This window comes from Streptomyces sp. a15 (genome assembly GCF_059026085.1).
The window spans coordinates 1-26,513 of sequence record NZ_JBWLKM010000056.1; the positions used below are offsets into that span (position 1 = coordinate 1).

Genomic DNA, 26,513 nt, shown 5'->3' on the forward strand with positions numbered 1-26,513 from the left:
GGGCTCCGCCCCAGACCCCGCTCCTCAAACGCCGGAGGGGCTGATTTTCAGCCCGTCCGGCGTTTGAGGACGAGGCCGTTCAGGCCGAAGCGGGGGTCTGGGGGCGCAGCCCCCAGGGACGGGACGGGTAGGGGCGGCGGGGGCGAAAACCCTTGGCGCGCGGCCTTACTCCGGGGCCGTCACGAAGTCGATCAGTTCCTCCACCCGTCCCAGCAGCTCCGGCTCCAGGTCCCGGTAAGAGCCCACCCGCTTCAGGATCGCCTGCCATACCGCGCCCGTGTTTTCCGGCCAGCCCAGTGCCCGGCACACGCCCGTCTTCCAGTCCTGGCCGTGCGGGACGCGGGGCCAGGCCTCGATTCCGACGGCCGACGGCTTCACGGCTTCCCAGATGTCGATGTACGGGTGGCCGACGACGAGGGCGTGCTCGCTGGTCACCGACGCCGCGATACGGGACTCCTTGCTGCCCGGGACCAAGTGGTCCACCAGGACCCCCAGCCGGGCATCCGGCCCCGGCGCGAAGTCCTCGACGATGGACGGGAGGTCGTCGACGCCCTCCAGGTACTCCACGACCACGCCCTCGATGCGCAGGTCGTCGCCCCACACCTTCTCGACCAGTTCGGCGTCGTGCCGGCCCTCGACGTAGATGCGCCCGGCGCGGGCCACGCGCGCGCGGGCGCCGGGGACGGCGACCGAGCCGGAGGCGGTGCGGTTGGGGCGTACCGGAGCCTGGCCGGTGGGGCGTACGAGGGTCACCACCCGGCCCTCCAGGAGGAAGCCGCGCGGCTCCAGGGGGAACACGCGGTGCTTGCCGAAGCGGTCCTCCAGGGTGACCGTGCCCGCCTCGCAGCGGATCACCGCACCGCAGAAGCCCGTCCCCGGCTCCTCGACCACCAGGCCGGGCTCGGCCGGGACCTCGGGGGCCGGCTTGGGCTTCTTCCACGGCGGGGTCAGGTCCGGAGTGTACTGGCGCATTCGGATGACGATAGGAGGAGCTCGGCGGCGGTCACAGCGACACGCCGAAGCGGGCGGCCAGGGCGTCCCGCTGCGCCCGTACGAACGCCGCGTCCACCACCGCTCCGTGACCGGGCACGTACAGCGCGTCCTCGCCGCCCAGGTCCAGCAGCCGGTCCAGGGCGGCCGGCCAGTGGGACGGTACGGCGTCGGGGCCCGCCTGGGGTTCGCCGGACTCCTCGACGAGGTCGCCGCAGAACACCACCTCCGGCGAGCCGGGGACCAGCACCACGAGGTCGTGGGCCGTGTGGGCCGGGCCCACGTTCGCCAGCAGGACCTGGCGGTCGCCGCCCAGGTCGAGGGTCCACTCGCCGGAGACATGATGGCGGGGCAGGGCCAGGGCGTCGACCGCCTCGTCGGCCAGGCGCGCGTCGAGCCCGTTGCCCACCGCGTCCGCGCGCAGCTCCTCGCGGCCGTGCCGGGCGGTGAACACCGTGTCGATGCCGACCGCGCCGAACACCTTCGCCCCCGTGAACGCCGCCGCCCCGAAGACGTGGTCGAAGTGGGGGTGGGTGAGCGCGAGATGGGTCACACGGTGGCCGGCGAGCTCCTCCGCCTGCGCCCGCAGCCGCACCCCCTCCGCCAGGCTCGACCCGGCGTCGATCAGCAGGGCCGCGCCCGCCCCGACGACCAGCCCCGCCGTGCAGTCCCAGACCGGAAGCCGGCACCGGCCGACCCCGGTGGCCAGCCGCTCCCACCGCAGCTCTTCCCAAGTCACCGTCATACCGCGACGCTAGCGGGGAAGCCTCCTCGGGCACGACCTCGCAGGCCCGGCCTTGCCCCGGGCGTACCCGACAGCCGTACACTGGCCGGGGTGCGTTGGCACTCGGATGTGACGAGTGCCAGGCGGGGCGCCGAGGGGTCGACTTTCTGGAGGTGTGCGCGATGCTGAGTGAACGCAGGCTTCAGGTGCTGCGCGCCATCGTCCAGGACTACGTCGGCACCGAGGAGCCGGTCGGCTCCAAGGCGCTCACCGAGCGGCACAACCTCGGTGTCTCCCCGGCGACCGTGCGTAACGACATGGCGGCCCTGGAGGACGAGGGGTTCATCGCCCAGCCGCACACCAGCGCGGGGCGGATCCCGACCGACAAGGGCTATCGGCTGTTCGTCGACAAGCTGGCCGGCGTCAAGCCGATGACCGGGCCCGAGCGGCGCGCGATCCAGAACTTCCTCGACGGCGCCGTCGATCTCGACGACGTCGTGGCGCGGACCGTACGGCTGCTCGCGCAGCTGACGCGGCAGGTCGCCGTCGTGCAGTACCCGTCGCTCACGCGGTCGACGGTGCGGCACGTCGAGCTGCTGTCGCTGGCCCCCGCGCGCGTGATGCTCGTCCTGATCACGGACACGGGGCGGGTCGAGCAGCGGATGGTCGACTGCCCGGCGCCGTTCGGTGAGGCGTCGCTGGCCGATCTGCGGGCGCGGCTCAACAGCCGGATCGCCGGTCGCCGCTTCGCCGATGTGCCGCAGCTGGTGGAGGACCTGCCAGAGGGCTTCGACACCGAGGACCGCGGCACCGTCTCGACGGTGCTCTCCACTCTGCTGGAGACGCTCGTCGAGGAGAACGAGGAGCGGCTGATGATCGGCGGCACCGCCAATCTCACCCGCTTCGGACATGACTTTCCCCTCACCATCCGGCCCGTTCTGGAAGCCTTGGAGGAGCAGGTCGTGCTTCTCAAGCTCCTTGGCGAGGCGGGGGATTCGGGCATGACCGTACGCATCGGTCACGAGAACGCCTACGAGGGACTCAACTCCACTTCGGTGGTGTCGGTCGGCTACGGTTCGGGCGGCGAGGCAGTCGCCAAGCTCGGCGTGGTCGGACCGACCCGCATGGATTACCCGGGAACGATGGGAGCGGTACGCGCAGTGGCACGGTACGTCGGACAGATCCTGGCGGAGTCGTAAGTGGCCACGGACTACTACGCCGTTCTCGGCGTGCGCCGCGACGCGTCGCAGGAAGAGATCAAGAAGGCCTTCCGGCGGCTCGCACGCGAGCTGCATCCGGACGTCAACCCCGATCCGAAGACCCAAGAGCGGTTCAAGGAGATCAACGCCGCCTACGAGGTGCTGTCGGACCCGCAGAAGAAGCAGGTCTACGACCTCGGCGGCGACCCGCTCTCGCAGGCCGGCGGCGCCGGTGGCGCGGGCGGCTTCGGTGCGGGCGGCTTCGGCAACTTCTCGGACATCATGGACGCCTTCTTCGGTACGGCGTCCCAGCGGGGTCCGCGCTCGCGCACCCGGCGCGGCCAGGACGCGATGATCCGGCTGGAGGTCGAGCTCGACGAGGCGGCCTTCGGCACCACCAAGGACATCCAGGTCGACACGGCGATCGTCTGCACCACCTGCAGTGGTGAGGGCGCGGCGCCGGGGACCTCCGCGCAGACGTGTGACATGTGCCGCGGCCGCGGTGAGGTGTCGCAGGTGACGCGGTCCTTCCTGGGCCAGGTCATGACCTCGCGCCCCTGCCCGCAGTGCCAGGGCTTCGGCACGGTGGTCCCGACGCCGTGCCCGGAGTGCGCGGGCGACGGGCGGGTACGGTCCCGCCGGACCCTCACCGTCAAGATCCCCGCCGGTGTCGACAACGGCACCCGGATCCAGCTCGCCGGCGAGGGCGAGGTCGGGCCCGGTGGCGGTCCCGCCGGTGACCTGTACGTGGAGATCCACGAGCTGCCGCACTCGCAGTTCCAGCGGCGCGGCGACGATCTGCACTGCACGGTCACGCTGCCGATGACCGCGGCGTCCCTGGGCACCAAGGTCCCGCTGGAGACCCTCGACGGCCTGGAGGAGGTCGACATCCGCCCGGGCACCCAGTCCGGCCAGTCGATCCCGCTGCACGGCCGCGGCGTCACACACCTGCGCGGCGGCGGGCGCGGCGACCTCATCGTCCACGTCGAGGTCCAGACCCCGAACAAGCTGGACCCCGAGCAGGAGCGGCTGCTGCGCGAGCTGGCCAAGCTGCGGGGCGAGGAGCGGCCTCTGGGGCAGTTCCAGCCGGGGCAGCAGGGATTGTTCTCGCGGTTGAAGGATGCGTTCAACGGTCGCTGACGGGGCCGAGTTCTCGCCGGTGCCGTTGGCCTATGCCAGGCGGAAGGTTCGATTCGGACTTGTTCGGAGGACGTGACAACATGCCGTCATGTCCTCCGCACTGACCGATCTCTTCCCTTATCCGATCGTGCAGGCCCCCATGGCGGGCGGCGTCTCCGTGCCGACGCTCGCCGCGGCCGTGTCCGAGGCCGGCGGGCTGGGGTTCCTCGCCGCCGGGTACAAGACGGCCGACGGCCTGTATCAGGAGATCAAGCAGCTGCGGAGCCTCACGGCCCGCCCCTTCGGCGCGAACCTCTTCATGCCGCAGCCGGAGTACCCCGGTGCAAGCACCGGCTCCACCGGAGCGGCTGTCGCCGCACCCCCTACTGCGGCCGCCGTCGACGTGTACGCCCACCAGCTGGCCGGCGAGGCCGCCTGGTACGAGACGGAGCTCGGCGACCCGGAGAGCGGCCGCGACGACGGCTACGAGGCCAAGCTCGCGGTGCTGCTCGACAACCCGGTGCCGGTGGTGTCGTTCCACTTCGGTGTGCCGAGCCCGGACGTCCTGGACTCGCTGCGCCGGGCCGGCACCTTCACCCTGGTCACCGCGACCACCGCGGAGGAGGCCCTCGCCGTGGAGCGGGCGGGTGCCGACGCGGTGATCGCGCAGGGCGTGGAGGCGGGCGGCCACCAGGGCACGCACCGTGACATCCCGGAGACCGACGGCGCCGGCATAGGCCTCCTCTCGCTGATCGCGCAGGTCCGCGAGACCGTGACCATCCCGATCGTCGCAGCCGGCGGCATCATGCGCGGCAGCCAGATCGCCGCCGTGCTCGCCGCCGGCGCGAGCGCGGCCCAGCTCGGCACGGCGTTCCTCGCCACGCCCGAGTCCGGTGCGAGCGCCGTGCACAAGCAGGCACTGACCAACCCCCTTTACGTGCGTACCGAGTTGACCCGTGCCTTCTCCGGCCGCCCGGCCCGCGGACTGGTCAACCGCTTCCTGCGCGAGCACGGCCCGTACGCCCCCGCGGCCTACCCGGAGATCCACCACCTGACCTCGCCGCTGCGCAAGGCGGCCGCCAAGGCGGGCGACGCGCAGGGCATGGCGCTGTGGGCGGGGCAGGGGTACCGGATGGCCCGCGAACTGCCCGCCGGGCAGCTGGTGGAGGTGCTGGCGGCCGAACTCGGCGCCGCCGGGACAGCGTTGTCGCGCGGCGGGGCGCTGTGACGGCGCCGGTGTTCGTCGTCGAGCACTTCGACACCGACGACGCCGGGCGGTACGTCCTCGACGGCCCCGAAGGGCGCCACGCCGTCTCCGTGAAGCGGCTGCGGCCCGGGGAGAGGGTCGTCCTCACGGACGGTGCCGGGCGCCGGGCCGAGTGCGAGGTGGTCGGCACCGAGGGCAAGGACCGGCTGATCGTCCACATGGCCGACGTGTCCGAGGAACCTCCCCCGTCCCCCCGTATCACCGTCGTCCAGGCTCTTCCCAAGGGTGACCGGGGTGAGTTGGCCGTCGAGACGATGACCGAGACCGGCGTCGACGCGATCGTGCCCTGGGCGGCCTCCCGTTGCATCACGCAGTGGAAGGGCGACCGCGGTCTGAAGGCGCTCGGCAAGTGGCGGGCCACCGCCCGCGAGGCCGGCAAGCAGTCCCGCCGGGTCCGCTTCCCCGAGGTCGCGGACGCAGCGACGAGCAAACAGGTTGCGGCACTTCTCGCCAAAGCCGACTTCGCCGCCGTCCTGCACGAGAGCGGCACGGAGACCCTGGCCACCGCCGAACTGCCCGCCGAGGGCGAGATCGTGCTCGTCGTCGGCCCCGAAGGCGGCGTCTCCCCCGAGGAGTTGGCGCTCTTCGAGGAGGCGGGCGCGAAGGCCTACCGGCTCGGACCCACCGTGCTGCGCACGTCGACCGCCGGGACCGCCGCGACCGCCCTGCTCCTCGGCCGCTCCGGCCGCTGGTCCTGACCCCTGCCCTCGGGAGAACGGTTCATGGAACTCGCCCAGGTACGCCTGCTCGTCGGCGACTTCGCCGCCTGCTACCGCTTCTACGCGGAGGTCCTCGGCCTGAAGCCCCAGTCGGGGGCGGCCGAGGGGCCGTACGAGAAGTTCAGCCCGGCCGTCGGCTCCGCGGGAATCGCCCTCCAGGACCGGGACATGATGTCCGCGGTCCTCGGCGACGAGCTGGGCGACGGGGCCACCGGCCACCGCTCCCTGGTGGTGCTGCGCGTCGACGACCTGGACGCCTACTGCGCGCAGGTCACCGCCCGCGGGGCGACCCTCCTCTACGGACCGGCCGCGATGACCGACCGGATGCGGGTCGCGCACCTCAAGGACCCGGAGGGCAACCTGGTGGAGCTTCAGGAGTGGCTGCTGCTGCGCGGCTGACGGCCACGGCCGGCAGCAGGTCCCAGCCGTCCAACTCGCCGCCGCCGGACAGCAGTCCGCGCCTCGACGCCTCGTCGACCAGGGCGCGTACGACGCCGGGTTCGTTCAGGTTGGCGTAGTGGCCGTGGGCGTCGCTCACGCCGCCCGAGTGGCCGGGGTAGCCGCCGCCTGCGTCGCGTCCCTCGCCGGACCGGAAGACGATCCGGGTGCGGATGCCGTCGCGGTTCAGGCTGAGGGTCTCGCGGCAGGGCTCGCCGTCGCCGTGCCAGTGGCGGACGGTCCACAGGTAGACGGTCCGCTCGTCCACGACGAGCCTTCGCGGGCTGTGTTGCTTGCGCATCCGTCCACGGTAGAGGTGGGGCGCGCGGGGTGGCCATATGCGCTCTACCGCGACGGCCGGGGCGGTGGCAGGCTGCCGCGCATGGGGGCGTTGAGGAGGATTCGGCGTCGGTCGCGCGGGCGGCGGGTGGCGGCTGCGGTGGTGCTGGGCGGGCTCGCCGTGGGCGGGACGGTCGCCTGCGATCCGAGCGGACTGAACTCCGCGACCGTGGCGTACACGACCGACCAGACCGTGACGGACGAGCTGGAGCGGCAGAACGCGGATGTGCGCTGGCTCAACTGCACGGCTTCGTACGGCGACAGCGGCTCGACGCCCACGGCCACCGAGAACGCCGTCGCCGAGGTCGACTGCGAGGGCGAGACCGACGACGGCAAGGACATCACCGTCACCGGCAAGGTCACCCGCGCGGTCAGCGGCGCGTGTGTACGCGGGGACCTCACCGCGAAGATCGACGGCAAGGAGTGGTTCCACGTGGAGGGGCTGGGGAACTGCAACGCGCGGACCACCCCGCCCGTCAACAACCCGGACCAGCCGGGGCCGACGGTCACGGTGACCGTCACCAAGACCGTCTACTGCCAGAAGGCGCCGCAGTGCTGGCCGGACGGCAAGTGAGCCGCGGTCGAGGCGGTCGGGCGCGTGATCCAAACCTGGTTCAAACCCCTGTCCCCGGTCGCCGGGCGTGCATAGGGTGATCGGGTGACACAGTCAGCGACCGCCGCAACCTCAGCGTATTTCCGGTTCCCCCACCTGCACGGCGAGTTGGTCGCCTTCACCGCCGAGGACGACGTGTGGCTCGCCCCGCTCGACGGCGGCCGGGCCTGGCGGGTCAGTGCCGACAACGTGCCGGTCACCCACCCCCGTATCTCGCCCGACGGCACCACCGTCGCCTGGACCTCCACCCGCGACGGCGCCCCCGAGGTGCACATCGCCCCGGTCGACGGCGGACCGTCCAAACGCCTGACCCACTGGGGCAGTTCCCGCACCCAGGTGCGCGGCTGGACCGCGGACGGCGAGGTCCTCGCGCTCAGCACCTACGGCCAGGCCAGCCTCCGCCGCAGCTGGGCCCGCGCGATCCCGCTCGACGGCGGCCCGGCCACGACCCTGCCGTACGGACCCGTCGGCGATGTCGCCCACGGAGGTCCCGGCACGGTCCTGCTGTCCGCGCCGATGGGACGCGAGGCGGCCTGGTGGAAGCGGTACCGCGGCGGTACGGCGGGCAAGCTGTGGATCGACAGGGACGTCCGCGACGGGGAGGGTGCCGGGGAGTTCGTACGGCTGCACGAAGACCTGGACGGGAACATCGAGTACCCCGTGTGGACGGGGGACCGGATCGCCTTCCTGTCCGACCACGAGGGCACGGGCGCGCTGTACTCCTCCCTCGCCGACGGCTCCGACCTGCGGCGGCACACCCCACTCGACGGCTACTACGCCCGGCACGCGGCCGGGGACGGCACCCGGGTCGTGTACTCCTGCGCCGGTGAACTGTGGATCCTCGACGACCTCGACGGCGCCGAGCCCCGCCGCCTCGACGTGCGGCTCGGCGGGCAGCACACCGACCGGCAGCCGTTCACGGTGAACGCCACTCGCTGGTTCGGGTCGGCCGCCCCCGACCACACCGCGCGCGGCAGCGCGGTCGCCGTGCGCGGCGCCGTGCACTGGGTCACCCACCGCGCCGGACCGGCCCGCGCACTCTCCGCCGAACCCGGCGTACGGGCCCGGCTGCCGCGCACCTTCCGCGCCGAGGGCGAGGAATGGGTGGTGTGGGTGACGGACGCCGAGGGCGACGACGCCCTGGAGTTCGCGCCCGCCACCGGCCACGCGCCCGGTGCCACTCCGCGTCGCCTCGCCGCCGGGCAGCTGGGCCGCGTCCTCGGGCTGGCCATGGCACCCGACGGCAGCCGCGCCGCGGTCGCCGCGCACGACGGACGCGTCCTGCTCGTCGAACGCGAGACCGGCGAGGTCCGCGAGGTCGACCGCAGCGAGGAGGGCGACGTCTCCGGGCTGGTCTTCTCGCCCGACTCGGCCTGGCTCGCGTGGTCGCACCCCGGTCCCGGCCCGCTGCGCCAGCTGCGGCTCGCCAACACCACCGACCTGTCGGTCACCGAGGCGACCCCGCTGCGGTTCCGGGACTACGCCCCGGCCTTCACCCTCGACGGCAAGCACCTCGCCTTCCTGTCCAACCGCTCCTTCGACCCGGTCTACGACGAGCACGTCTTCGACCTGGCCTTCGTGGTCGGCGACCGCCCGCACCTGATCACGCTGGCCGCGACCACGCCCTCGCCGTTCGGCCCGCAGCGGCACGGCCGCCCCTTCGAGGCCCCCGACAAGGACGAGACGCCCGACAGCGAGGGCACCCCGGCCACCCGCATCGACCTCGAAGGCCTCGCCGACCGGATCGTGCCCTTCCCGGTCGAGGCGGCCCGCTACTCCAACCTGCGCGCGGCGAAGGACGGCGTGCTGTGGCTGCGGCACCCGGTGCGCGGGGTCCTCGGCTCCTCCCGGGCCACCCCGGACGACCCGGACCCGCACACCGAGCTGGAGCGCTACGACCTCGCCCAGCAGCGCATCGAGCACCTCGCCGTCGACGCCGACCACTTCGCCGTCAGCGGCGACGGCAAGCGGGTCCTGCTGTGGACCGACGGCCGGCTCAAGGTCGTCCCCAGCGACCGGCGGGCCTCGAACGACGACGACAGCGACACGAACATCACCGTCGACCTCACCCGCGTACGGCAGAGAGTCGACCCGGCGGCCGAGTGGCGGCAGATGTACGAGGAGACGGGCCGCGTCATGCGGGACCACTTCTGGCGCCCGGACATGAACGGGGTCGACTGGCCCGGCGTCCTCGACCGCTACCGTCCGGTGCTGGACCGGGTCGCCACCCACGACGACCTCGTCGACCTGCTGTGGGAGGTCCAGGGCGAGCTGGGCACCTCGCACGCCTACGTCGTCCCGCGCGGCGGCCACGGCGGCGGGCCCCGGCAGGGCCTGCTCGGTGCGGACATCTCCCGCCATGCGGACGGCACTTGGGTCATCGACCGCATCCTGCCGACCGAGACCTCCGACCCGGACGCCCGCTCCCCGCTCGCCGCCCCCGGTGTCGCGGTCCGCGCCGGGGACGCGATCGTGGCGGTGGCCGGGATGCCGGTCGACCCGGTGACCGGGCCCGGGCCGCTCCTCGTCGGTACGGCGGGCAAGCCGGTCGAGCTGACGATCTCGCCGTCCGGCGGGGGCGAGGTACGGCACGCGGTGGTCGTCCCGACGGCGGACGAGGAACCGCTGCGCTACCACGCGTGGGTCGCGGACCGGCGGGCGTACGTCCACGAGAAGTCCGGCGGCCGGCTGGGCTACCTCCACGTGCCGGACATGCAGGCGCCCGGCTGGGCCCAGATCCACCGAGACCTGCGGGTGGAGGTGGCACGGGAAGGGCTGGTCGTCGACGTCCGCGAGAACCGGGGCGGGCACACGTCCCAGCTCGTCGTCGAGAAGCTGGCCCGGCGGATCGTCGGCTGGGCCGTGCCGCGCGGGATGCGGCCGTACAGCTATCCGCAGGACGCGCCCCGCGGGCCGGTCGTCGCCGTCGCCAACGAGTTCTCCGGGTCCGACGGGGACATCGTCAACGCGGCGATCAAGGCGCTCGGGATCGGGCCGGTGGTCGGGACGCGGACGTGGGGCGGGGTGATCGGGATCGACAGCCGGTACCGGCTGGTCGACGGGACGCTGATCACGCAGCCGAAGTACGCGTTCTGGCTGGAGGGGTACGAGTGGGGGGTCGAGAACCACGGCGTCGACCCGGACGTGGAGGTCGTGCAGCGGCCGCAGGACTATGCGGCGGGGCGGGATGTACAGCTGGACGAGGCGGTTCGGCTGGCGTTGGAGGCGTTGGAGTCGGCGCCTGCCAAGGAGCCGCCCACGTTGCCGTGACCGTCCCTGGGGGCTCCGCCCCCAGACCCCCGGCCTGCGCCCACCCACCACCCGACTCGGTCGGACAAGAGGCGGGCCTCTACCTCGATAGCATGCCCCTATAGGAGATCACCGGCGTGAAGGAGGCACACGCATGGCAGGGGAACCTCAGGACGACTGTCTGTTCTGCAAGATCGTCCAAGGGCACGTCCCGGCGACGATCGTCCGTGAGACCGACACGACCGTCGCGTTCCGGGACATCAACCCCCAAGCGCCCACCCACGTCCTGGTGATCCCGAAGGCCCACCACAGGGACGCCGCCGCGCTCGCCACCGCCGCCCCGGAGCTCGCCGCCGACGTGCTGCGCGAGACCCAGGCCGTCGCCGACGACGAGAAGCTGGAGAGCTACCGCATCATCTTCAACACCGGCAGCGGCGCCGGGCAGACCGTCTGGCACGCCCACGCGCACGTCCTCGGTGGCCGCGGCCTCGAGTGGCCCCCCGGGTAACTCGACGTGTCCGTACGTGAACTGGTGGTCCTCGGCACCGCGAGCCAGGTCCCGACCCGGCACCGCAATCACAACGGCTACCTGCTGCGGTGGGACGGCGAGGGCATCCTGTTCGACCCCGGCGAGGGCACACAGCGGCAGATGCTGCGCGCCGGGGTCGCCGCGCACGACCTGAACCGGATCTGCGTCACGCACTTCCACGGCGACCACTCGCTGGGCCTCGCCGGAGTCATCCAGCGCATCAACCTCGACCGGGTCCCGCACGAGGTGACCGCCCACTATCCGCGCTCGGGGCAGCGGTTCTTCAACCGGCTGCGGTACGCCACCGCCTACCGCGAGACGGTCGAGCTCGTCGAGGCGCCGGTGAGCGCGGACGGGGTGATCGCCGAACCGGGCGGCTACACCCTGGAGGCCCGCAAGCTCTCCCACCCCGTCGAGTCCTACGGCTATCGCCTGATCGAGCCCGACGGCCGCCGCATGCTGCCCGACCGGCTCGCCGCGCACGGCATCAAGGGCCCGGACGTCGGCCGCCTCCAGCGCGACGGTTCGCTGGACGGCGTCTTGCTCGACGACGTCAGCGAGACGCGGCGCGGCCAGCGGTTCGCGTTCGTCATGGACACCCGGCTGTGCGACGGCGTGCACGCGCTGGCCGAGGGCTGCGACCTGCTGGTCATCGAGTCGACCTTCCTCGACGCGGACGAACAACTGGCCGTCGAGCACGGCCACCTGACGGCCACTCAGGCAGCGCGCGTCGCGCGGGACGCCGGCGTACGGCATCTCGTGCTCACCCACTTCAGCCAGCGCTACTCCGAGCCGGACGAGTTCGAGCGGCAGGCGCGGGCCGCCGGGTTCGAGGGGGAGCTGACGGTCGCGCACGATCTGCTGAGGGTGCCGGTTCCGAAGCGTCGGTGAAACCCCCGTACCATGCTTCGATGTCCCTCCCCAAAGCTGAACTGCACCTCCATATCGAAGGCACCCTGGAGCCGGAGCTGGCCTTCGAGCTGGCCGCCCGCAACGATGTCGAGCTGCCGTACGCCGACACGGACGAGCTGCGCAAGGCGTACCAGTTCGAGGACCTCCAGTCCTTCCTGAACCTGTACTACGAGCTCATGGCCGTGCTCCGCACCGAGCAGGACTTCGCGGACCTGGCGAACGCCTACCTCGCCCGCGCCGCCGCGCAGGGCGTGCGGCACGCGGAGATCTTCTTCGACCCGCAGGCGCACATCGCGCGCGGGGCCGGCATGGGGACGGTCGTCGAGGGGCTGTGGCAGGCACTGGGGAACAGTGAGTCAGCGCACGGCGTCTCCACTCAGCTGATCATGTGCTTCCTGCGGGACGAGTCCGCCGAGTCGGCGCTGCAGACCCTGGAGGCGGCGAAGCCGTATCTCGACCGGATCGTCGGCATCGGGCTGGACTCGGCCGAGGTCGGGCATCCGCCGGTGAAGTTCCGGGAGGTGTACGAGGCTGCCGCCGCGCTCGGGCTGCGGCGCGTGGCGCACGCCGGTGAGGAGGGGCCGCCGGAGTACATCACCGAGGCCCTGGACATACTCGGCGTCGAGCGGATCGACCACGGGCTGCGGTGCATGGAGTCCCCCGAACTGGTCGAGCGGCTCGTCCGGGACCGCGTCCCGCTGACCCTCTGCCCCCTCTCCAACGTCCGGCTGCGTGCCGTCGACGTCCTCGCTGAGCACCCGCTGCCCGCGATGCTGGAGGCCGGGCTGCTGTGCACGGTCAACTCCGACGACCCGGCCTACTTCGGCGGCTACGCGGGCGACAACTTCGACGCCGTACGCCAGGCGCTGGGTCTCGGTGAGGACCGGCTGCGTGAGCTGGCCCGCAACTCCTTCGTCGCGTCCTTCCTGGAGCACGACGAGGAGCGGCGGGCGCGGTATCTGGCGGAGGTGGAGGCGTACGAGTTCCCGTAGGCCGTCGGTCTGTCAGGACCCCGGTGCGGCGGTGCCCGCCTGCCGGGGTCCTGCCGTGTCGTAGGACTGCCGGGCAGGGACGGCCGGGGCGTCGATCGGGATCTCCACGACCGGCTGTTCGGAGAGACCCGCCTGCGGGAGCGCGTCCGCCGGGGTCCCGGTCGAGGCGGCGACCACGGCGGCCGGGGTGCCGCCCCGGCGGCGCACCGCGCCGGTGAGCAGGGGGCGCCCGCCGGTGTGCAGAGCCACAGCGGTCATCGGGAGGGTGACGGCCAGGAGCCCGAGGGCGAGCAGCGCGCCCATGGCCGGGAAGCCGGCCTCGGCGGCCAGCAGACTGCCGATGAGGGGACCGGCCGCTGTCCCGAGCGAGGACGCGGAGCCGACGAGTACCGCCCAGCGGCCGCGCGGATCGAGGGAGGCGGCGAGGCCGATGACGTACGACAGGACGATCGGGTAGAGCGTGTTCCAGGCGATCTCGCCGGCCGCGAAGGTCGGCAGGTCGGTGGCGGAGGCGCTCAGCGCGATGCAGCCGGCGATGAGGACGGTGCCCGCGCCGACGGGCAATGCCCGGCCGAGTCGCGGCCCGAGCGCGCCCGCGCCGATCACCCCGAGGAGCCCGGCGCCCAGCGCGACGGCGAAGACGACACCGACGGTCGCCTCCGTCAGATGCGCCTGCGTGAGGCCGATCCGGCCGCTGACGCCCCACAGGGAGTTCTGCGCGAGCGACCAGAAGAGCATGGCGACGGCGAGGACGAGACCGGCGCGCAGGTGGGGCAGCGGGTCCTGGTTCCGGCGGGCCTGCCGGGTGGCGGCCGTACGGACCGGGAGGCGGCTCGTCAGGGGCCAGACGGCGGCCGCGGTCAGGGCGATCGCGGCGAGCGGCAGTCCGTGGGCGGGGCCGAGGTGCGGGACCGTCAGATAGACCGTGCCCGCGAGCGCGGAGACGCTCAGCAGGCCCAGTGTGGTCGTGCGGTGCGGATCCGGCTGGGCGGCGATCCCGGTGGCGGCGACCGTGGTGGCCGTACCGGAGCCGAAGCCGCCGAGCAGGGCGCCCGCGACCACGGCCGGGACGGAGGCGGTCAGGGCGGCGGTGCCGTAGCCGACGAAGGCCAGGGCCAGTCCGGCGCGGGCCAGGGTCCGGGCGCCGATCCGCTCGACGCGGGAGGCGAGCAGGAAGCCCGCCGACGCCGAACTCAGCAGCAGGGCACTGCCGATGGCGCCCGCCTGCGTGGCGGACAGCGGAAGCCCCGAGTCGAGCCTGCCGACGGTGGTCGGGAGGAGGTACGGGGCGAGGTACCCGGCCGTGAAAAGGGCAACGAGGGACCAAGGGGTGGTGCGGGCGAACACGGGCGTTCCCAGGGCATGCGAAAGAAGCGGCTCAGAAAGGGGGTGGGCGACGACCGTCGACGGACAGGAACGCGCGGGCAATTTGTATCAAGCACGTGGTTCGGGAAAGAAGCCGGGGGCATGTGATGTGGCACACGTTGTGTTTGGGGTGGGTGAGGTCGGGTAGGTGAGGGCCTTTTCCTGGCTCCGGTGTCCCCGCTAACGCCAGTGCGGCGCGCCCCCCGTGCCCGGCGCCGTCGCCTCGATCCTGCCTCTTATCTCCCGCATCACCGCGACGATCCGCTCCTCGTGCTCCGGCGTCAGGCGGGCCACCGGTACCGAGCAGCTGATGGCGTCCTGGGCGGGGGAGTCGTAGCGCAGGGCGAAGCCGAAACCGACGATGCCGAGGACGCCCTCCTCGCGGTCGATCGCGTGGCCGCGGGCGCGGACCTGCGCCAGATCCGCGGCCAGTGATTCCCTGCCGGTGTGCGAGTTCGGGGTGAGGGCTTCGTACTGCCCCTCGGGCAGCTCGGTGTCGTCCCGCTCGGCCAGCAGTGCCTTGCCCAGCGCGCCGACGTGGGCCGGCAGCCGGCGCCCGACCCGGCTGATGGTCCGCAGGTACTCGTGCGACTCGCGCGTCGCCAGATACGCCACCCCCCGGCCGTCCAGGCGCCCCAGGTGGATCGTCTCGCCCAGCGCCTGGGACGCCTCGTCGAGATACGGCCGTACGACGCGCACGCGCGGGTCGGAGTCGAGGTAGCTGGTGCCGGTCAGCAGGGCGTGGAGGCCGATGCCGTACAGGGAGCCGGTGACGTCCGTGCGGACCCAGCCGCGCGAGATCAGGGTCTGCAGCAGCGCGTACATCGAGCTGCGCGGCACGCCCAGCTCGTCGGCGAGTTCCTGCAGCCGCGCCGGACGGTCGCCCCGCGTGGCGAGCAGTTCCAGCAGCTCGACCGTGCGCGCGGCCGACTTCACCTCGCGGACGCCCCCTGTCTCTGACATGCGTCGATCGTAAGCGCGGGTGCCGGGCCCATTGACGGGGATCGTTCGCGTGCCTAATCTTCATCCTCATACGTGGATGTCGTCTACATAGGGAGATGAATGAGGGTGAGTCCTGAGACGGGCACCGTGGTGCGGAGGCTGCGGAAGGGCATGGCGGACGGCGTGCTGTCGTTCCCGCTGACCAGCTTCCACGACGACGGCTCCCTCGACCCGGACGGCTTCCGCGCCTACGTGGCGGAGCGGATCGCCACCGGCCCCGGCGCCGTCTTCCCCGCGTGCGGCACCGGCGAGTTCTTCTCGCTGGACGAGGACGAGTACCGGCAGGTCGTCACCATCACCGTCGAGGAGGCCGGCGGACGCGTGCCCGTCGTCGCCGGGACCGGCTACGGCTGGGCGCAGGCCGTACGGTTCGCGCGCATCGCCGAGGAGGCCGGGGCGGACGCCCTCCTCGTCCTGCCGCACTACCTGGTCACCGCCCCGCAGGACGGGCTGGTCGCGCAGGTGGAGCAGATCGCGGCCCGCACCCGGCTGCCGCTCATCGCCTACCAGCGCGGCCAAGTCGCTTTCTCCGTGGCCTCGTTGAAGCGCATCGCCGACATCCCGACCGTCGTCGGCCTCAAGGACGGCCACAGCGACCTCGACCGGCTCCAGCGCCTCACCCTGGCCGCCCCCGAGGACTTCCTCTTCTTCAACGGGGCCGCCACCGCCGAGATTCAGGCCCGGGCGTACGCCACCGTCGGCGTCCCCGCCTACTCCTCCGCCGTGCACGCCTTCGCCCCCGAGATCGCGAACGCCTTCTTCACCGCGTTCCAGGGCGGCGACGACGGCACGGTCGACAAGCTGCTGCGCGACTTCTACGTCCCGCTCGTCGAACTCCGCGACCGGGTGCCCGGATACGCCGTGTCCCTGGTGAAGGCGGCGGCCCGGCTGCGTGGCCGCCCGGTGGGCCCTGTCCGCGCCCCGCTCACCGATCCCTCGGCCGCCGACCTGGCCGACCTCGAGCTGCTGCTGACCGCCGGACTCGACCTCGTAGGAGCCGCCCTGTGAACCTCTCCGTCACGGACGTACGGCTGACGCCGATCCTGGTCGCCGACCCGCCGCTGCTGAACACGCAGGGCGTGCACCAGCCGTACACGCCCCGGCTGATCGTGGAGGTGGTGACGGCCGACGGGGTCACCGGCGTCGGCGAGACGTACGGCGACACCAAGTACCTGGAGCTGGCACGGCCGTTCGCCCAGAAGCTGGTCGGACGCCAGGTGAGCGACCTGAACGGGCTGTTCGTCCTCGCCGACGAGGTGGTCGTCGACAGCTCCCGCGTCGCCGGTCAGGTCGACGTCGGCGGGCTGCGCGGCGTTCAGACCGCCGACAAGCTGCGGCTGTCCGTCGTGTCCGCCTTCGAGGTGGCCTGCCTCGACGCGCTGGGCAAGGCGCTCGGCCTGCCCGTGCACGCGCTGCTGGGCGGCAAGCTGCGGGATGCGGTGGAGTACAGCGCGTACCTCTTCTACGAGTGGGCGGACCATCCCGAGGGCGTGACGGCAGAGAAGGACGACTGGGGTGCCGCCGTCGACCCGGCCGGGATCGTCGAGCAGGCCCGGAAGTTCACCGAGCGCTACGGCTTCACCTCCTTCAAGCTCAAGGGCGGTGTCTTTCCGCCGGACGAGGAGATCGCGGCCGTGCGGGCGCTCGCCGAGGCGTTCCCCGGGCATCCGCTGCGGCTCGACCCCAACGGGGCGTGGAGCGTTGAGACCTCGCTGAAGGTGGCGCAGGAACTCGGGGACGTCCTCGAGTACCTGGAGGACCCGGCGCTCGGTACACCGGCCATGGCCGAGGTCGCCGCCCGGACGGATGTTCCCCTCGCCACCAACATGTGCGTGACGACCTTCGCCGAGATCAAGGAGGCCTTCACCCGCGATGCCGTCCAGGTGGTGCTCTCCGACCACCACTACTGGGGCGGGCTGCGCAACACGCAGCAACTCGCCGCCATCTGCCGCACCTTCGGCGTCGGGGTGTCCATGCACTCCAACACCCACCTGGGGATCTCGCTGGCCGCGATGACCCATGTCGCGGCCACCGTCCCGGACCTCCACCACGCCTGCGACTCCCACTATCCCTGGCAGTCGGAGGACGTGCTGACCGAACGCCTCACCTTCAAGGGCGGCAAGGTCATCGTCTCGGACGCGCCCGGCCTGGGCGTCGAACTCGACCGGGACAGGCTTCGGTTCCTCCACCGGCGCTGGCTGGACGGCGACGGGTCGCTGCGCGAGCGGGACGACGCGGCGGCGATGCGGGTCGCCGAGCCGGGGTGGGTCACGCCGACCGTGCCGCGCTGGTAGGGCATCGGCGGCCCGGGCGGGTCCGTCGCGCCGCGTGTCCCGCTCCTGGGGGCGGCGGGCGCGGCGGAGCTGCGGGTGCGGCAAGAGCGCCGGCATCATGTGCGCCCGCGTGCGCGCCCGGCACGACCAGATCCGGACACGGGCGGGGAAGGCTTCGGGGCGGCCGCGGCGCCGGAGGGCGCGCCGGGCGCGGTCGGGAGGGCGCGTGTCCGTCCGGTACGGCCCGTCCGGGACCTACGGGCCTGCGGCGGCCTGCCGCGACCGGCCCCGCCGGCCGCACTTGCGGCGGCCTGCCGCACGGGCCGCGACCTGCCTCACCTGCCGCGACCTGCAGCGGCCTGCCTCACCTGCCGCGACCTGCCGCACCTGTCGCACGGGCCGCGACCTGCCTCACCTGCCGCACCTGCGGCGATCTGCCTCACCTGCCGCACCTGCAGCGGCCTGCCGCACCGGCCGCGGCCTGCAGCGGCCTGCAGCGGCCTGCCGCAACTTTCCGCGCCCTGCCGCGCCCTGCCGCGCCCTGCCGCGCCCTGCCGCGACCCGCGGCGACCTGCGGCGACCGTGTGACGACGGCGGGTTGTCAGTCGTGTGGTGCAGACTGGCCTGATCGGCACCACGTCAGGGAGCGCACCGTGATCGCGTCCACCGCGTCCACCGGAAAGGGACCGTCGCACATCGGAGAGGCCGGGCACCCTCGGGCCCAGGTCGACCCGCTCACCGCCCTGCGCACACCCGGCGACCCGCCTTGGGACGTCTACCTCACGGGCACCGTCTTCCTCGACATCATCTTCACCGGCCTCGACTCAGCCCCGGTGCGCGGGACCGAGTCCTGGGCGCGCGGGATGGGGTCGAGCCCGGGCGGCGTGGCGAACATGGCGACCGCGCTGGCCCGCCTCGGCCTGCGGACCTCCCTCGCGGCCGCGTTCGGCGACGACCACTACGGCGAGTACTGCTGGGACGCGCTGGAGACGGGCGAGGGCATCGACCTCGCACCGTCCCGGACCGTCCCCGGCTGGCACTCGCCGGTCACCGTCTCCATGGCCTACGAGGGGGAGCGCACCATGGTCTCCCACGGCCACGAGCCGCCCCCCGAGGAGCCCGCGCCCGACTGCCCGCCCCGCGCGCGTGCCGCCATCGCCTCCCTCACGCCGGGCAAGCGCGCGCCCTGGATCGCGCAGGCCGCCCGCAAGGGGGCGCGGATCTTCGGCGATGTCGGATGGGACGACACGGGGGCGTGGGATCTGGCGGGGCTGGCCGACCTGGAGCACTGCGAGGCGTTTCTGCCGAACGCCGAGGAGGCGATGCGGTACACGGGGGCGGGGTGTCCGCGGGAGGCCGCGCATGCGTTGACCGACTACGTTCCGGTGGCTGTCGTCACGCTCGGTGCGGAGGGGGCGTACGCGGTGGACCGGCGGACGGGGGAGACGGCCGAGGTGCCGGCGATCGCCGTGGAGGCGCTCGATCCGACCGGGGCGGGGGACGTGTTCGTGGCGGGGTTCGTCACGGGGACGCTGGCGGGGTGGCCGCTGGCCGACCGGCTGGCCTTCGCGGGGCTGACGGCCGCCTTGTCGGTGCAGGAGTTCGGGGGGTCGCTGTCGGCGCCCGGGTGGTCCGAGATCGGGGCGTGGTGGCGGAAGGTGCAGTCGGTGGACGGTCAGGATCCGGCGGCGCTGGAGCGGTACGGGTTCCTGGCGGGGCTGGTGCCGGAGGCGGCGGCGCGGCCGTGGCCGTTGCGGAGGGCTGTGCCGACGATCGGGTTCGGGCGGTCGGCGTGAGCCTCTGCCCATTCACCACCCGACTCGGTTGGATGAATGGGCAACCATAAAAGCCCTACGGCGTTGTCAGTCCACCGTCGTACCCTTGGTATCGCGAGGCCGCTCTCAGCTACGCGGCCGTGATGAGGAGGAACCGCAGGCCTACAGCGCCGGCCCATGACTCAGACACCCACAGCTCACACCCTCGCGCAGGGACAGGCGAGAGCACAGTTCACCGTCCCCGCCCAGCACCCCATGGTGACCGTGCTGGGTTCCGGCGACGCCCTTCTGCGTGTCATCGAGAGGGCCTTCCCGGCGGCCGACATCCACGTCCGGGGCAACGAGATCAGCGCGGTCGGCGACGCCGCCGAAGTCGCCCTCATCCAGCGCATGTTCGACGAGATGATGCTGGTGCTCCGCACCGGACAGCCGATGACGGAGGACGCAGTGGAACGCTCGATCGCCATGCTGAGAGCGACTGAGAACGGCGAGAGCGACGGCCAGGAGACCCCGGCCGAAGTGCTCACGCAGAACATTCTCTCCTCGCGCGGCCGCACCATCCGCCCCAAGACCCTCAACCAGAAGCGGTACGTCGACGCGATCGACAAGCACACGATCGTCTTCGGCATCGGCCCCGCCGGTACCGGCAAGACCTACCTCGCCATGGCCAAGGCGGTGCAGGCCCTCCAGTCCAAGCAGGTCAACCGCATCATCCTGACCCGGCCCGCGGTCGAGGCGGGGGAGCGGCTGGGCTTCCTGCCCGGCACGCTGTACGAGAAGATCGACCCGTACCTGCGCCCGCTCTACGACGCCCTGCACGACATGCTGGACCCGGACTCGATTCCGCGGCTGATGGCGGCGGGGACGATCGAGGTAGCGCCGCTGGCATACATGCGCGGTAGAACCCTTAATGATGCTTTCATCATCCTGGACGAGGCCCAGAACACCAGCGCCGAGCAGATGAAGATGTTCCTCACCCGCCTCGGCTTCGACTCGAAGGTCGTGGTCACGGGTGACGTGACGCAGGTGGACCTCCCGACCGGGACGAAGTCCGGTCTGCGGCAGGTCCAGGAGATCCTGGAGGGTCTCGACGACGTCCACTTCTCGCGGCTCACGTCCCACGATGTCGTACGGCACAAGCTGGTCGGCCGTATCGTCGACGCGTACGAGAAGTACGACAGCGAGAACGGTACGGAGAACGGCACCCACAAGGGCGCCCGTAACAAGCGGAAGTAGACCAGCACGACCATGTCGATCGACGTCAACAACGAGTCCGGAACCGAGGTCGACGAGCAGGCGATCCTCGACATCGCCCGCTACGCGCTCGCGCGGATGCGCATCCACCCGCTCTCCGAGCTCTCGGTGATCGCCGTGGACGCCGACGCCATGGAGCAGCTCCACATCCAGTGGATGGACCTGCCGGGGCCGACCGATGTCATGTCCTTCCCCATGGACGAGCTGCGTCCGCCGTCGAAGGACGACGACGAGCCCCCGCAGGGGCTGCTCGGTGACATCGTGCTGTGTCCCGAGGTCGCCGAGAAGCAGGGCAAGGACGCGGACACGCAGCACTCCATGGACGAGGAGCTCCAGCTCCTCACCGTCCATGGAGTGCTGCACCTCCTCGGTTACGACCACGAGGAGGCCGACGAGAAGGCCGAGATGTTCGGTCTGCAGGCGGCCATCGTGGACGGCTGGCGTGCGGAGAAGGGCCTGACCGGTCCGTCCCCGGCCCCGACTGTCTCATGAGCGCGACGCTCGTCTCCGGCGCGATCGCCCTGGTGGTCGTCGCCTGGCTCGCCGCCTGCGCGGAGGCGGGCCTCGCGCGGGTCTCCAGTTTCCGGGCCGAGGAGGCCGTACGGACCGGCCGCCGGGGCAGCGTGAAGCTTGCCCAGGTCGCCGCCGACCCGACCCGCTATCTGAACGTGGCGCTGCTGGTGCGCGTCGCCTGCGAGATGGCGGCCGCCGCCCTCATCACCTACGCCTGTCTGCAGGAGTTCGCCGGAACCACCGAGGCGCTCCTCGTCGCGATCGGGGTGATGGTCCTGGTGTCGTACGTAGCCGTCGGGGTCTCCCCGAGGACCATCGGCCGCCAGCATCCGCTCAACACGGCCACGGCAGCGGCGTACATCCTGGTGCCGCTCGCCCGGATCATGGGCCCGATCCCGTCGCTGCTGATCCTCATCGGCAACGCGCTCACCCCAGGCAAGGGTTTCCGCCGTGGCCCCTTCGCCTCCGAGGCGGAGCTGCGGGCGCTGGTCGACCTCGCCGAGAAGGAGTCGCTGATCGAGGACGAGGAGCGCCGTATGGTGCACTCGGTCTTCGAGCTGGGCGACACGCTCGTGCGGGAGGTCATGGTCCCGAGGACCGACCTCGTCGTCATCGAGCGCTACAAGACGATCCGTCAGGCGCTGACCCTGGCGCTCCGGTCCGGGTTCTCGCGGATTCCCGTCTCCGGGGAGAGCGAGGACGACATCGTCGGGATCGTGTATCTGAAGGACCTGGTCCGCAAGACGCACATCAGCCGGGACGCGGAGAGCGAGCTGGTGTCCACGGCCATGCGGCCGGCCGCCTTCGTGCCGGACACCAAGAACGCCGGTGACCTGCTGCGGGAGATGCAGCAGGACCGCAACCACGTGGCCGTCGTCATCGACGAGTACGGCGGCACGGCCGGCATCGTCACCATCGAGGACATCCTCGAGGAGATCGTCGGCGAGATCACCGACGAGTACGACCGCGAACTGCCGCCCGTGGAGGACCTGGGCGACGACCGGCACCGGGTCACCGCCCGCCTCGACATCACCGACCTGGGCGAGCTGTACGGCCTGGAGGAGTACGACGACGAGGACGTGGAGACCGTCGGCGGGCTGCTGGCCAAGGCGCTGGGCCGGGTCCCGATCGCCGGGGCGTCGGCCGTGGTCGACCTTCCCGACGGGCGCGAGCTGCGGCTGACGGCGGAGGCCGCGGCGGGCCGCCGGAACAAGATCGTGACGGTGCTGGTGGAGCCGGTGGACCCGGTCGGGGCCCCCGCGGACGAGGAGGCGAAGGCGGAGTGACCCCGCAGGAGCTGCGCGCGTTCTGCCTGTCCTTCAACGCGGCCGTGGAGGACTTCCCGTTCAACCCGGAGACGTCCGTCTTCAAGGTGCAGGGCAAGCTGTTCGCCCTGACGAACCTCGACGCGCGGCCCCTCACGGTGAACCTGAAGTGCGACCCGGAGGACGCGATCCGCCTGCGCGGCGAGTACCCGGGGCTCGTCATCCCCGGCTACCACATGAACAAGCGGCACTGGAACACGGTCACCGTCGACGGCGGCCTCCCGGACCGGCTGGTCCGGGAGCTCGTCGAGGACTCGTACGACCTGGTGGCGGCCCGTCTACCGCGCGCCGACCGCCTCCGCCTCGACCGCCCCTGAGCCGCCCCGGCGGACCCGAAGCCCCGTCGCCACCAGCTCCGTCGCCACCAGCCCCGCCGCGGTCGGCACGATCGCCGCGTCGAGTGCCGGCACCGTGTGGACGCCGGACATCAGGGCGCCCGACGTCGTGGCGAGTACGCCGAGGAGCGGGAGGCCGATCATGATGCCCCCCTGCTGGGTGGAGGTGACCAGGCCGGTGGCCAGGCTCTGTTGCCCCGTCGGGGACGCCGGAGATGACGGTGAGGCCGTAGGAGATGATCGCGCCCAGGTGACACATGCACGTGGCGAGCCCGGAGTTCACCGCGCTGTGGGAGCGGTGTGCGTGGAGTCCACGGCGATGAAGGTGCACGCCCGGCCCGGTCTGACGGTCGTCCTGCACACCCCGCTGGAGAGGCGAACACCGCGGGCAAGCCGGAGTGGCCGGCCTCGCCGGAGGGGCGGCGCGGGGCGATGTACCCCGTGGCGGGGTAGCCGTGGCGGTGCTACGTATGCTCGCCTCATGACCGACAGCAGCGCGCTCGACCCCGAGGACCGCAAGATCGTCACCCTGGCCCGTTCGGCGCGGGCCCGCAACGGCGTGCCCGAGGGGGCGGCCGTACGCGACGACACCGGGCGGACGTATGTCGCCGGGACCGTCGACCTCGACTCGCTGAAGCTCAGCGCGTTGCAGACGGCGGTGGCGATGGCGGTGGCCTCGGGCGCCAAGTCCCTGGAGGCGGCCGCGGTGGTGACGGACGCGGAGTCCGCGGCGCCCGAGGACCGGGCGGCCGTACGGGATCTGGGCGGGCCCGAGACGCCGGTGCTGGTGGCGGGGCCGGACGGGGCTGTGCGGGTGCGGGTTTCCGCGGGCTGATCTCGTCACCGGCCCGGGGGCGTGTTCAGACACCGCCCGAGTGCCGGCGCGAGCAGCCGCACCACCGTGTCCCGGTCGGCCGAGGCCAGGGGCTCCATCGGGACCACGTGCCGTGCCACCATCAGGCCGATCAGCTGGGACCCCACCAGGGTGGCCCGGACCGCCGGGTCGGGGCCGGAGCGGGTCCGGGCGAGGGCGCCGTGGAGCTCGGCGGCGACGAAGTGCCGTAGCCGCGCGGCCGCTTGGGCGTGCGAGACCGTGGAGCGGAGGATCGCCAGGACGGGGGCGCGGTGCTCCGGGGACTCCCACTGGTCGAGGCAGGACCGCAGGATCCGCTCCCCGGCTTCACCAGGAGCGCCCGGTGGGGGCGGGGTGAGGCGCGGCGCCGGGCCGATCGCGGCCAGGAAGACGTCCTCCTTCGGGCCGAAGAAGTGGTGGATGAGGGAGGCGTCGACCCCCGCGGCGCAGGCGATGGCCCGCAGGGTCGTGCCCTCGTAGCCGTGTTCGGCGAAGGCGGTCCGGGCCGCGTCGAGTATCTCCGCCCGGGCACTGCCGGTGCCCGGGCGCCGGCCCTTGCTGCCACGACTCATGACGGCGTCTCCTCCAGCAGGAATCCGATGTACTCCGACACCGCCGCGGCCGTCCCGGGCCCGGGCGGATCCAGCGAGGGGACCCCGGCGCAGGAGAGCAGCGCCAGGCCCAGCAGGACGCTCGCCGTCGTCGCCGCCCCGAGCTCCGGGTCCCGCGCCCCCGCCGTCCGGCACATCTCGCCGAGCGCGGACCCGAGGGCGTCGCTCAGCCGCGCGGCCGAGGGCCGGTGCGTGAGCGCGGCGGCGAGCGCCGCGCGGCCGGCGGAGGGGGAGTCCCAGGGCAGCCGGACGGCCTCGGTGCACAGCTGCTCCTTGCCCGCGAAGTAGTAGCTCACCAGCCGTGCGTCCCACCCCCGCCCGGTGCGCCACCGCGCGCAGTGTCGTCCCTTCGAAGCCGTTTCGGCAGAGTTACTGACGGGCCGCGCTGAGAATTCGGTCCTTGTTCACGGATTCAGAATTACGGCTTCCACATGTCGGCCACAGTCGAATTCCGGCAAAGTTCCGGTCGGTGTGCGGCGTGGGTGGGTGTCCCGGCCGGGTGGGCGTATGTCCCGGTCGGTGCTGGGTGATTGTCACGGATGTGCGGTGACGGGTGCCCGTAGAGGTGTTTCGCATGACCGCCCTAGAGTCGCTTTCCGAACGAGATTCCGGATCACAGCTTCCGGGTACCGGCGAGCGAAAGGCGGCCGATGAAACGCGTGCACCGAACCGACGTGAAGGCGGAAATCGTAAGGGAGCCGGGAGCGAAGGAAACGACGCACCGGAAACTGATCGACACCCCGGACGGCGCGGACCGCTTCGTGCTCACCGAGTTCGAGGTGTCGCCCAATGGTTCCACCCCGCCCCACTTCCACGAGTGGGAGCACGAGATCTATGTGCTCGAAGGCTCCATGGGGCTCGTGCTGCCCGACCAGGGCCGCACCGAGGAGGTCGGGCCGGGCGAGGCCATCTTCATACCCCGGGGCGAGCCGCACGGTTTCGTCACCGGGCCCGGGCAGACGTGCCGGTTCCTCGTGGTCGCCCCGTGCGAGCGGCCGCCGGTGCGCAACGTGTTCCTCTCCGAGGACCCCTACGAGTACACGCAGATGCCCGAGTACACCAACCTCCTGGAGAGCAAGTGACCAGCCCTCAGGCCGCGCAGGCCTCCGCCGACGGGGCCTCGTCCCGGGTCCACTCCATCCTGACCGCCTACCTCCAGTCCAAGGCCGTGTTCACGGCGCTCGACCTCGGCGTCTTCGAGGCGCTGGAGGAGCGCCCGCGCACCCTGGCCGAACTGGCCCGCGGGCTGGAGCTGGAGGAACGTCCCGCCCGTGCCCTCCTGGTCGCGCTCAAGGGCCTCGACCTGGTGCGGACCGAGAGCGGGACGTACCGCAACTCCGACGAGGCGAGCCGCTACCTGGTCGCCGGGCGGCCCGAGTACATGGGCGGGTTCGCCGCGCACCAGAACACCCACTTCGGGAACTTCTCCCGCCTCGACGAGGCCGTACGCACCAACACCTCGCTCAACCAGCGCGTCCTGAAGCAGGGCTACCGCGACCAGGGCGCCGCGGCCGGCGAGGGCCGTGAGGGCACCGGGCGGCTCATCCAGGCCATGCGGGTCAGCTCGCGTCTTCAGGCGGGCAAGCTGGCCGCCGCGGCCCCGCTGACCGGTGTGCGCCGCGTTGTCGACCTGGGCTGCGGCTCGGGCGACTACTCGATCGCCCTGGCCACGCACCACCCGGAGCTGAAGGTCACCGCCCTCGACTACCCAGCGGTGACCGACCTGGCCCGCGCCAACGTGCGGGAGGCCGGTCTGGCGGACCGGATCGAGGTCCGGCCCGCCGACATCATGGAGGACCCCTGGCCCGAGACCGACGCGGTCCTCCTGTCCCACGTGCTCGACGGCTACGGCCCCGAGCGCGCCGCGCACCTGGTGAAGCGCATCCACGCCCATCTCCCCGACGACGGGCTCCTGTTGGTGCACTCCCACATGCCCGCCCTGGCCACCGGGCTCTTCCCGTCGATGTTCGGGCTGATCCTCCTGGTCAACACCGAGGAGGGCGAGGTCCGCGACGTGGACGAGATCCGCGCCTGGGTGGAGGACGCCGGGTTCCGGGAGACCGGGACCCGCACGGTGTCCCTGCTCTCCGGCCTGCTCACGGCCACCAAGTAGGACG

At 72.3% G+C, this 26,513-nt stretch carries 27 protein-coding genes and 2 pseudogenes; 21 read left to right on the forward strand and 8 right to left on the reverse strand.

The window, feature by feature from the left end; all coding sequences use genetic code 11:
* Positions 1-165 precede the first annotated feature (165 nt).
* The gene (locus tag AC5P09_RS36665) at positions 166-972 is read right to left on the reverse strand and encodes a DUF3097 domain-containing protein (protein ID WP_493878030.1); all 807 of its coding nucleotides are present in this window, start codon (positions 970-972) and stop codon (positions 166-168) included.
* Between the two features lie 31 nt (positions 973-1,003).
* A complete protein-coding gene (locus AC5P09_RS36670) occupies positions 1,004-1,735 on the reverse strand; it encodes an MBL fold metallo-hydrolase (RefSeq protein ID WP_493878031.1) in 732 nt (243 codons plus the stop codon).
* 161 nt (positions 1,736-1,896) lie between these two features.
* Here AC5P09_RS36670 and hrcA point away from each other — a divergent pair, with 161 nt between their 5' ends.
* The 5 genes from hrcA to AC5P09_RS36695 all read left to right on the forward strand — a co-directional run bounded on the left by hrcA (position 1,897) and on the right by AC5P09_RS36695 (position 6,417).
* The gene (gene hrcA / locus AC5P09_RS36675) at positions 1,897-2,913 is read left to right on the forward strand and encodes a heat-inducible transcriptional repressor HrcA (RefSeq protein ID WP_266439652.1); all 1,017 of its coding nucleotides are present in this window, start codon (positions 1,897-1,899) and stop codon (positions 2,911-2,913) included.
* Positions 2,914-4,053 carry a molecular chaperone DnaJ gene (dnaJ, locus tag AC5P09_RS36680; protein ID WP_266439653.1) on the forward strand — a complete coding sequence of 380 codons (1,140 nt, stop codon included), beginning with the start codon at positions 2,914-2,916 and terminating at the stop codon, positions 4,051-4,053.
* Between the two features lie 88 nt (positions 4,054-4,141).
* On the forward strand, positions 4,142-5,260 hold the full coding sequence (locus AC5P09_RS36685) for a nitronate monooxygenase (RefSeq protein WP_493878032.1): 1,119 nt from the start codon (positions 4,142-4,144) through the stop codon (positions 5,258-5,260).
* The gene (locus AC5P09_RS36690) at positions 5,257-5,997 is read left to right on the forward strand and encodes a 16S rRNA (uracil(1498)-N(3))-methyltransferase (protein ID WP_493878033.1); all 741 of its coding nucleotides are present in this window, start codon (positions 5,257-5,259) and stop codon (positions 5,995-5,997) included. The genes AC5P09_RS36685 and AC5P09_RS36690 overlap by 4 nt, the downstream gene beginning before the upstream one ends.
* 24 nt (positions 5,998-6,021) lie before the next feature.
* Positions 6,022-6,417 carry a VOC family protein gene (locus AC5P09_RS36695; protein WP_493878034.1) on the forward strand — a complete coding sequence of 132 codons (396 nt, stop codon included), beginning with the start codon at positions 6,022-6,024 and terminating at the stop codon, positions 6,415-6,417.
* Here the strand turns inward: AC5P09_RS36695 and AC5P09_RS36700 are convergent.
* Complete coding sequence (locus AC5P09_RS36700) at positions 6,359-6,757, reverse strand: hypothetical protein (RefSeq protein WP_493878035.1); 399 nt, start codon at positions 6,755-6,757, stop codon at positions 6,359-6,361. The genes AC5P09_RS36695 and AC5P09_RS36700 overlap by 59 nt on opposite strands.
* 81 nt (positions 6,758-6,838) lie before the next feature.
* On the opposite strand from AC5P09_RS36700, the gene AC5P09_RS36705 reads away from it, so the two are divergent.
* From AC5P09_RS36705 to AC5P09_RS36725, 5 genes are all read left to right on the forward strand, one after another.
* Positions 6,839-7,369: a hypothetical protein gene (locus AC5P09_RS36705; RefSeq protein ID WP_493878036.1), complete on the forward strand. Its 531-nt coding sequence runs from the start codon at positions 6,839-6,841 to the stop codon at positions 7,367-7,369.
* 84 nt (positions 7,370-7,453) lie between these two features.
* Positions 7,454-10,678: a S41 family peptidase gene (locus AC5P09_RS36710; RefSeq protein WP_493878037.1), complete on the forward strand. Its 3,225-nt coding sequence runs from the start codon at positions 7,454-7,456 to the stop codon at positions 10,676-10,678.
* A 133-nt stretch (positions 10,679-10,811) separates the two neighbouring features.
* Positions 10,812-11,165 (forward strand): histidine triad nucleotide-binding protein, encoded by a 354-nt coding sequence (locus AC5P09_RS36715; RefSeq protein WP_493878038.1) that lies wholly within the window; start codon positions 10,812-10,814, stop codon positions 11,163-11,165.
* Between the two features lie 6 nt (positions 11,166-11,171).
* Positions 11,172-12,077 (forward strand): ribonuclease Z, encoded by a 906-nt coding sequence (locus AC5P09_RS36720; protein ID WP_493878039.1) that lies wholly within the window; start codon positions 11,172-11,174, stop codon positions 12,075-12,077.
* 20 nt (positions 12,078-12,097) lie between these two features.
* On the forward strand, positions 12,098-13,090 hold the full coding sequence (locus tag AC5P09_RS36725) for an adenosine deaminase (protein ID WP_493878040.1): 993 nt from the start codon (positions 12,098-12,100) through the stop codon (positions 13,088-13,090).
* 12 nt (positions 13,091-13,102) lie between these two features.
* Here AC5P09_RS36725 and AC5P09_RS36730 read toward each other — a convergent pair whose 3' ends face one another.
* Positions 13,103-14,437 (reverse strand): MFS transporter, encoded by a 1,335-nt coding sequence (locus AC5P09_RS36730; RefSeq protein ID WP_493878041.1) that lies wholly within the window; start codon positions 14,435-14,437, stop codon positions 13,103-13,105.
* 198 nt (positions 14,438-14,635) lie between these two features.
* Positions 14,636-15,418: an IclR family transcriptional regulator gene (locus AC5P09_RS36735; protein ID WP_493878042.1), complete on the reverse strand. Its 783-nt coding sequence runs from the start codon at positions 15,416-15,418 to the stop codon at positions 14,636-14,638.
* A 99-nt stretch (positions 15,419-15,517) separates the two neighbouring features.
* On the opposite strand from AC5P09_RS36735, the gene AC5P09_RS36740 reads away from it, so the two are divergent.
* From AC5P09_RS36740 to AC5P09_RS36770, 7 genes are all read left to right on the forward strand, one after another.
* Complete coding sequence (locus AC5P09_RS36740) at positions 15,518-16,465, forward strand: 5-dehydro-4-deoxyglucarate dehydratase (RefSeq protein ID WP_493878043.1); 948 nt, start codon at positions 15,518-15,520, stop codon at positions 16,463-16,465.
* Positions 16,462-17,751, forward strand: coding sequence for a glucarate dehydratase family protein (locus AC5P09_RS36745; RefSeq protein ID WP_493878044.1), 1,290 nt, complete (start codon positions 16,462-16,464; stop codon positions 17,749-17,751). Before AC5P09_RS36740 ends, AC5P09_RS36745 begins: the two co-directional genes overlap by 4 nt.
* A gap of 632 nt (positions 17,752-18,383) precedes the next feature.
* On the forward strand, positions 18,384-19,526 hold the full coding sequence (locus AC5P09_RS36750) for a carbohydrate kinase family protein (protein WP_493878045.1): 1,143 nt from the start codon (positions 18,384-18,386) through the stop codon (positions 19,524-19,526).
* Between the two features lie 156 nt (positions 19,527-19,682).
* Positions 19,683-20,741 carry a PhoH family protein gene (locus tag AC5P09_RS36755; RefSeq protein WP_493878046.1) on the forward strand — a complete coding sequence of 353 codons (1,059 nt, stop codon included), beginning with the start codon at positions 19,683-19,685 and terminating at the stop codon, positions 20,739-20,741.
* 12 nt (positions 20,742-20,753) lie between these two features.
* Positions 20,754-21,251, forward strand: coding sequence for an rRNA maturation RNase YbeY (ybeY, locus tag AC5P09_RS36760; protein WP_266439678.1), 498 nt, complete (start codon positions 20,754-20,756; stop codon positions 21,249-21,251).
* A complete protein-coding gene (locus tag AC5P09_RS36765; protein ID WP_266439680.1) occupies positions 21,248-22,558 on the forward strand; it encodes a hemolysin family protein in 1,311 nt (436 codons plus the stop codon). The genes ybeY and AC5P09_RS36765 overlap by 4 nt, the downstream gene beginning before the upstream one ends.
* Positions 22,555-22,914 (forward strand): MmcQ/YjbR family DNA-binding protein, encoded by a 360-nt coding sequence (locus tag AC5P09_RS36770; RefSeq protein ID WP_493878047.1) that lies wholly within the window; start codon positions 22,555-22,557, stop codon positions 22,912-22,914. Before AC5P09_RS36765 ends, AC5P09_RS36770 begins: the two co-directional genes overlap by 4 nt.
* Here AC5P09_RS36770 and AC5P09_RS36775 read toward each other — a convergent pair.
* Positions 22,876-23,191, reverse strand: a pseudogene (locus AC5P09_RS36775) (MFS transporter); the annotation flags it as partial. The gene AC5P09_RS36770 and the pseudogene AC5P09_RS36775 sit on opposite strands and share 39 nt — an antisense overlap.
* Before the next feature lie 21 nt (positions 23,192-23,212).
* On the opposite strand from AC5P09_RS36775, the pseudogene AC5P09_RS36780 reads away from it, so the two are divergent.
* Together AC5P09_RS36780 and AC5P09_RS36785 are read left to right on the forward strand one after the other, a co-directional pair.
* Positions 23,213-23,385, forward strand: a pseudogene (locus AC5P09_RS36780) (XRE family transcriptional regulator); the annotation flags it as partial.
* A gap of 28 nt (positions 23,386-23,413) precedes the next feature.
* The gene (locus AC5P09_RS36785; RefSeq protein WP_493878048.1) at positions 23,414-23,767 is read left to right on the forward strand and encodes a cytidine deaminase-like protein; all 354 of its coding nucleotides are present in this window, start codon (positions 23,414-23,416) and stop codon (positions 23,765-23,767) included.
* A 5-nt stretch (positions 23,768-23,772) separates the two neighbouring features.
* On the opposite strand, the gene AC5P09_RS36790 is transcribed toward AC5P09_RS36785, so the two are convergent.
* On the reverse strand, positions 23,773-24,357 hold the full coding sequence (locus tag AC5P09_RS36790) for a TetR/AcrR family transcriptional regulator (RefSeq protein WP_493878049.1): 585 nt from the start codon (positions 24,355-24,357) through the stop codon (positions 23,773-23,775).
* Positions 24,354-24,692: a hypothetical protein gene (locus AC5P09_RS36795; protein WP_493878050.1), complete on the reverse strand. Its 339-nt coding sequence runs from the start codon at positions 24,690-24,692 to the stop codon at positions 24,354-24,356. The genes AC5P09_RS36790 and AC5P09_RS36795 overlap by 4 nt, the downstream gene beginning before the upstream one ends.
* Before the next feature lie 378 nt (positions 24,693-25,070).
* Here AC5P09_RS36795 and AC5P09_RS36800 point away from each other — a divergent pair, with 378 nt between their 5' ends.
* The gene (locus tag AC5P09_RS36800) at positions 25,071-25,478 is read left to right on the forward strand and encodes a cupin domain-containing protein (RefSeq protein WP_307674738.1); all 408 of its coding nucleotides are present in this window, start codon (positions 25,071-25,073) and stop codon (positions 25,476-25,478) included.
* Positions 25,475-26,509, forward strand: a complete 1,035-nt coding sequence (locus AC5P09_RS36805) for a methyltransferase (RefSeq protein WP_493878051.1) — start codon at positions 25,475-25,477, stop codon at positions 26,507-26,509. Before AC5P09_RS36800 ends, AC5P09_RS36805 begins: the two co-directional genes overlap by 4 nt.
* Positions 26,510-26,513: the final 4 nt, after the last annotated feature.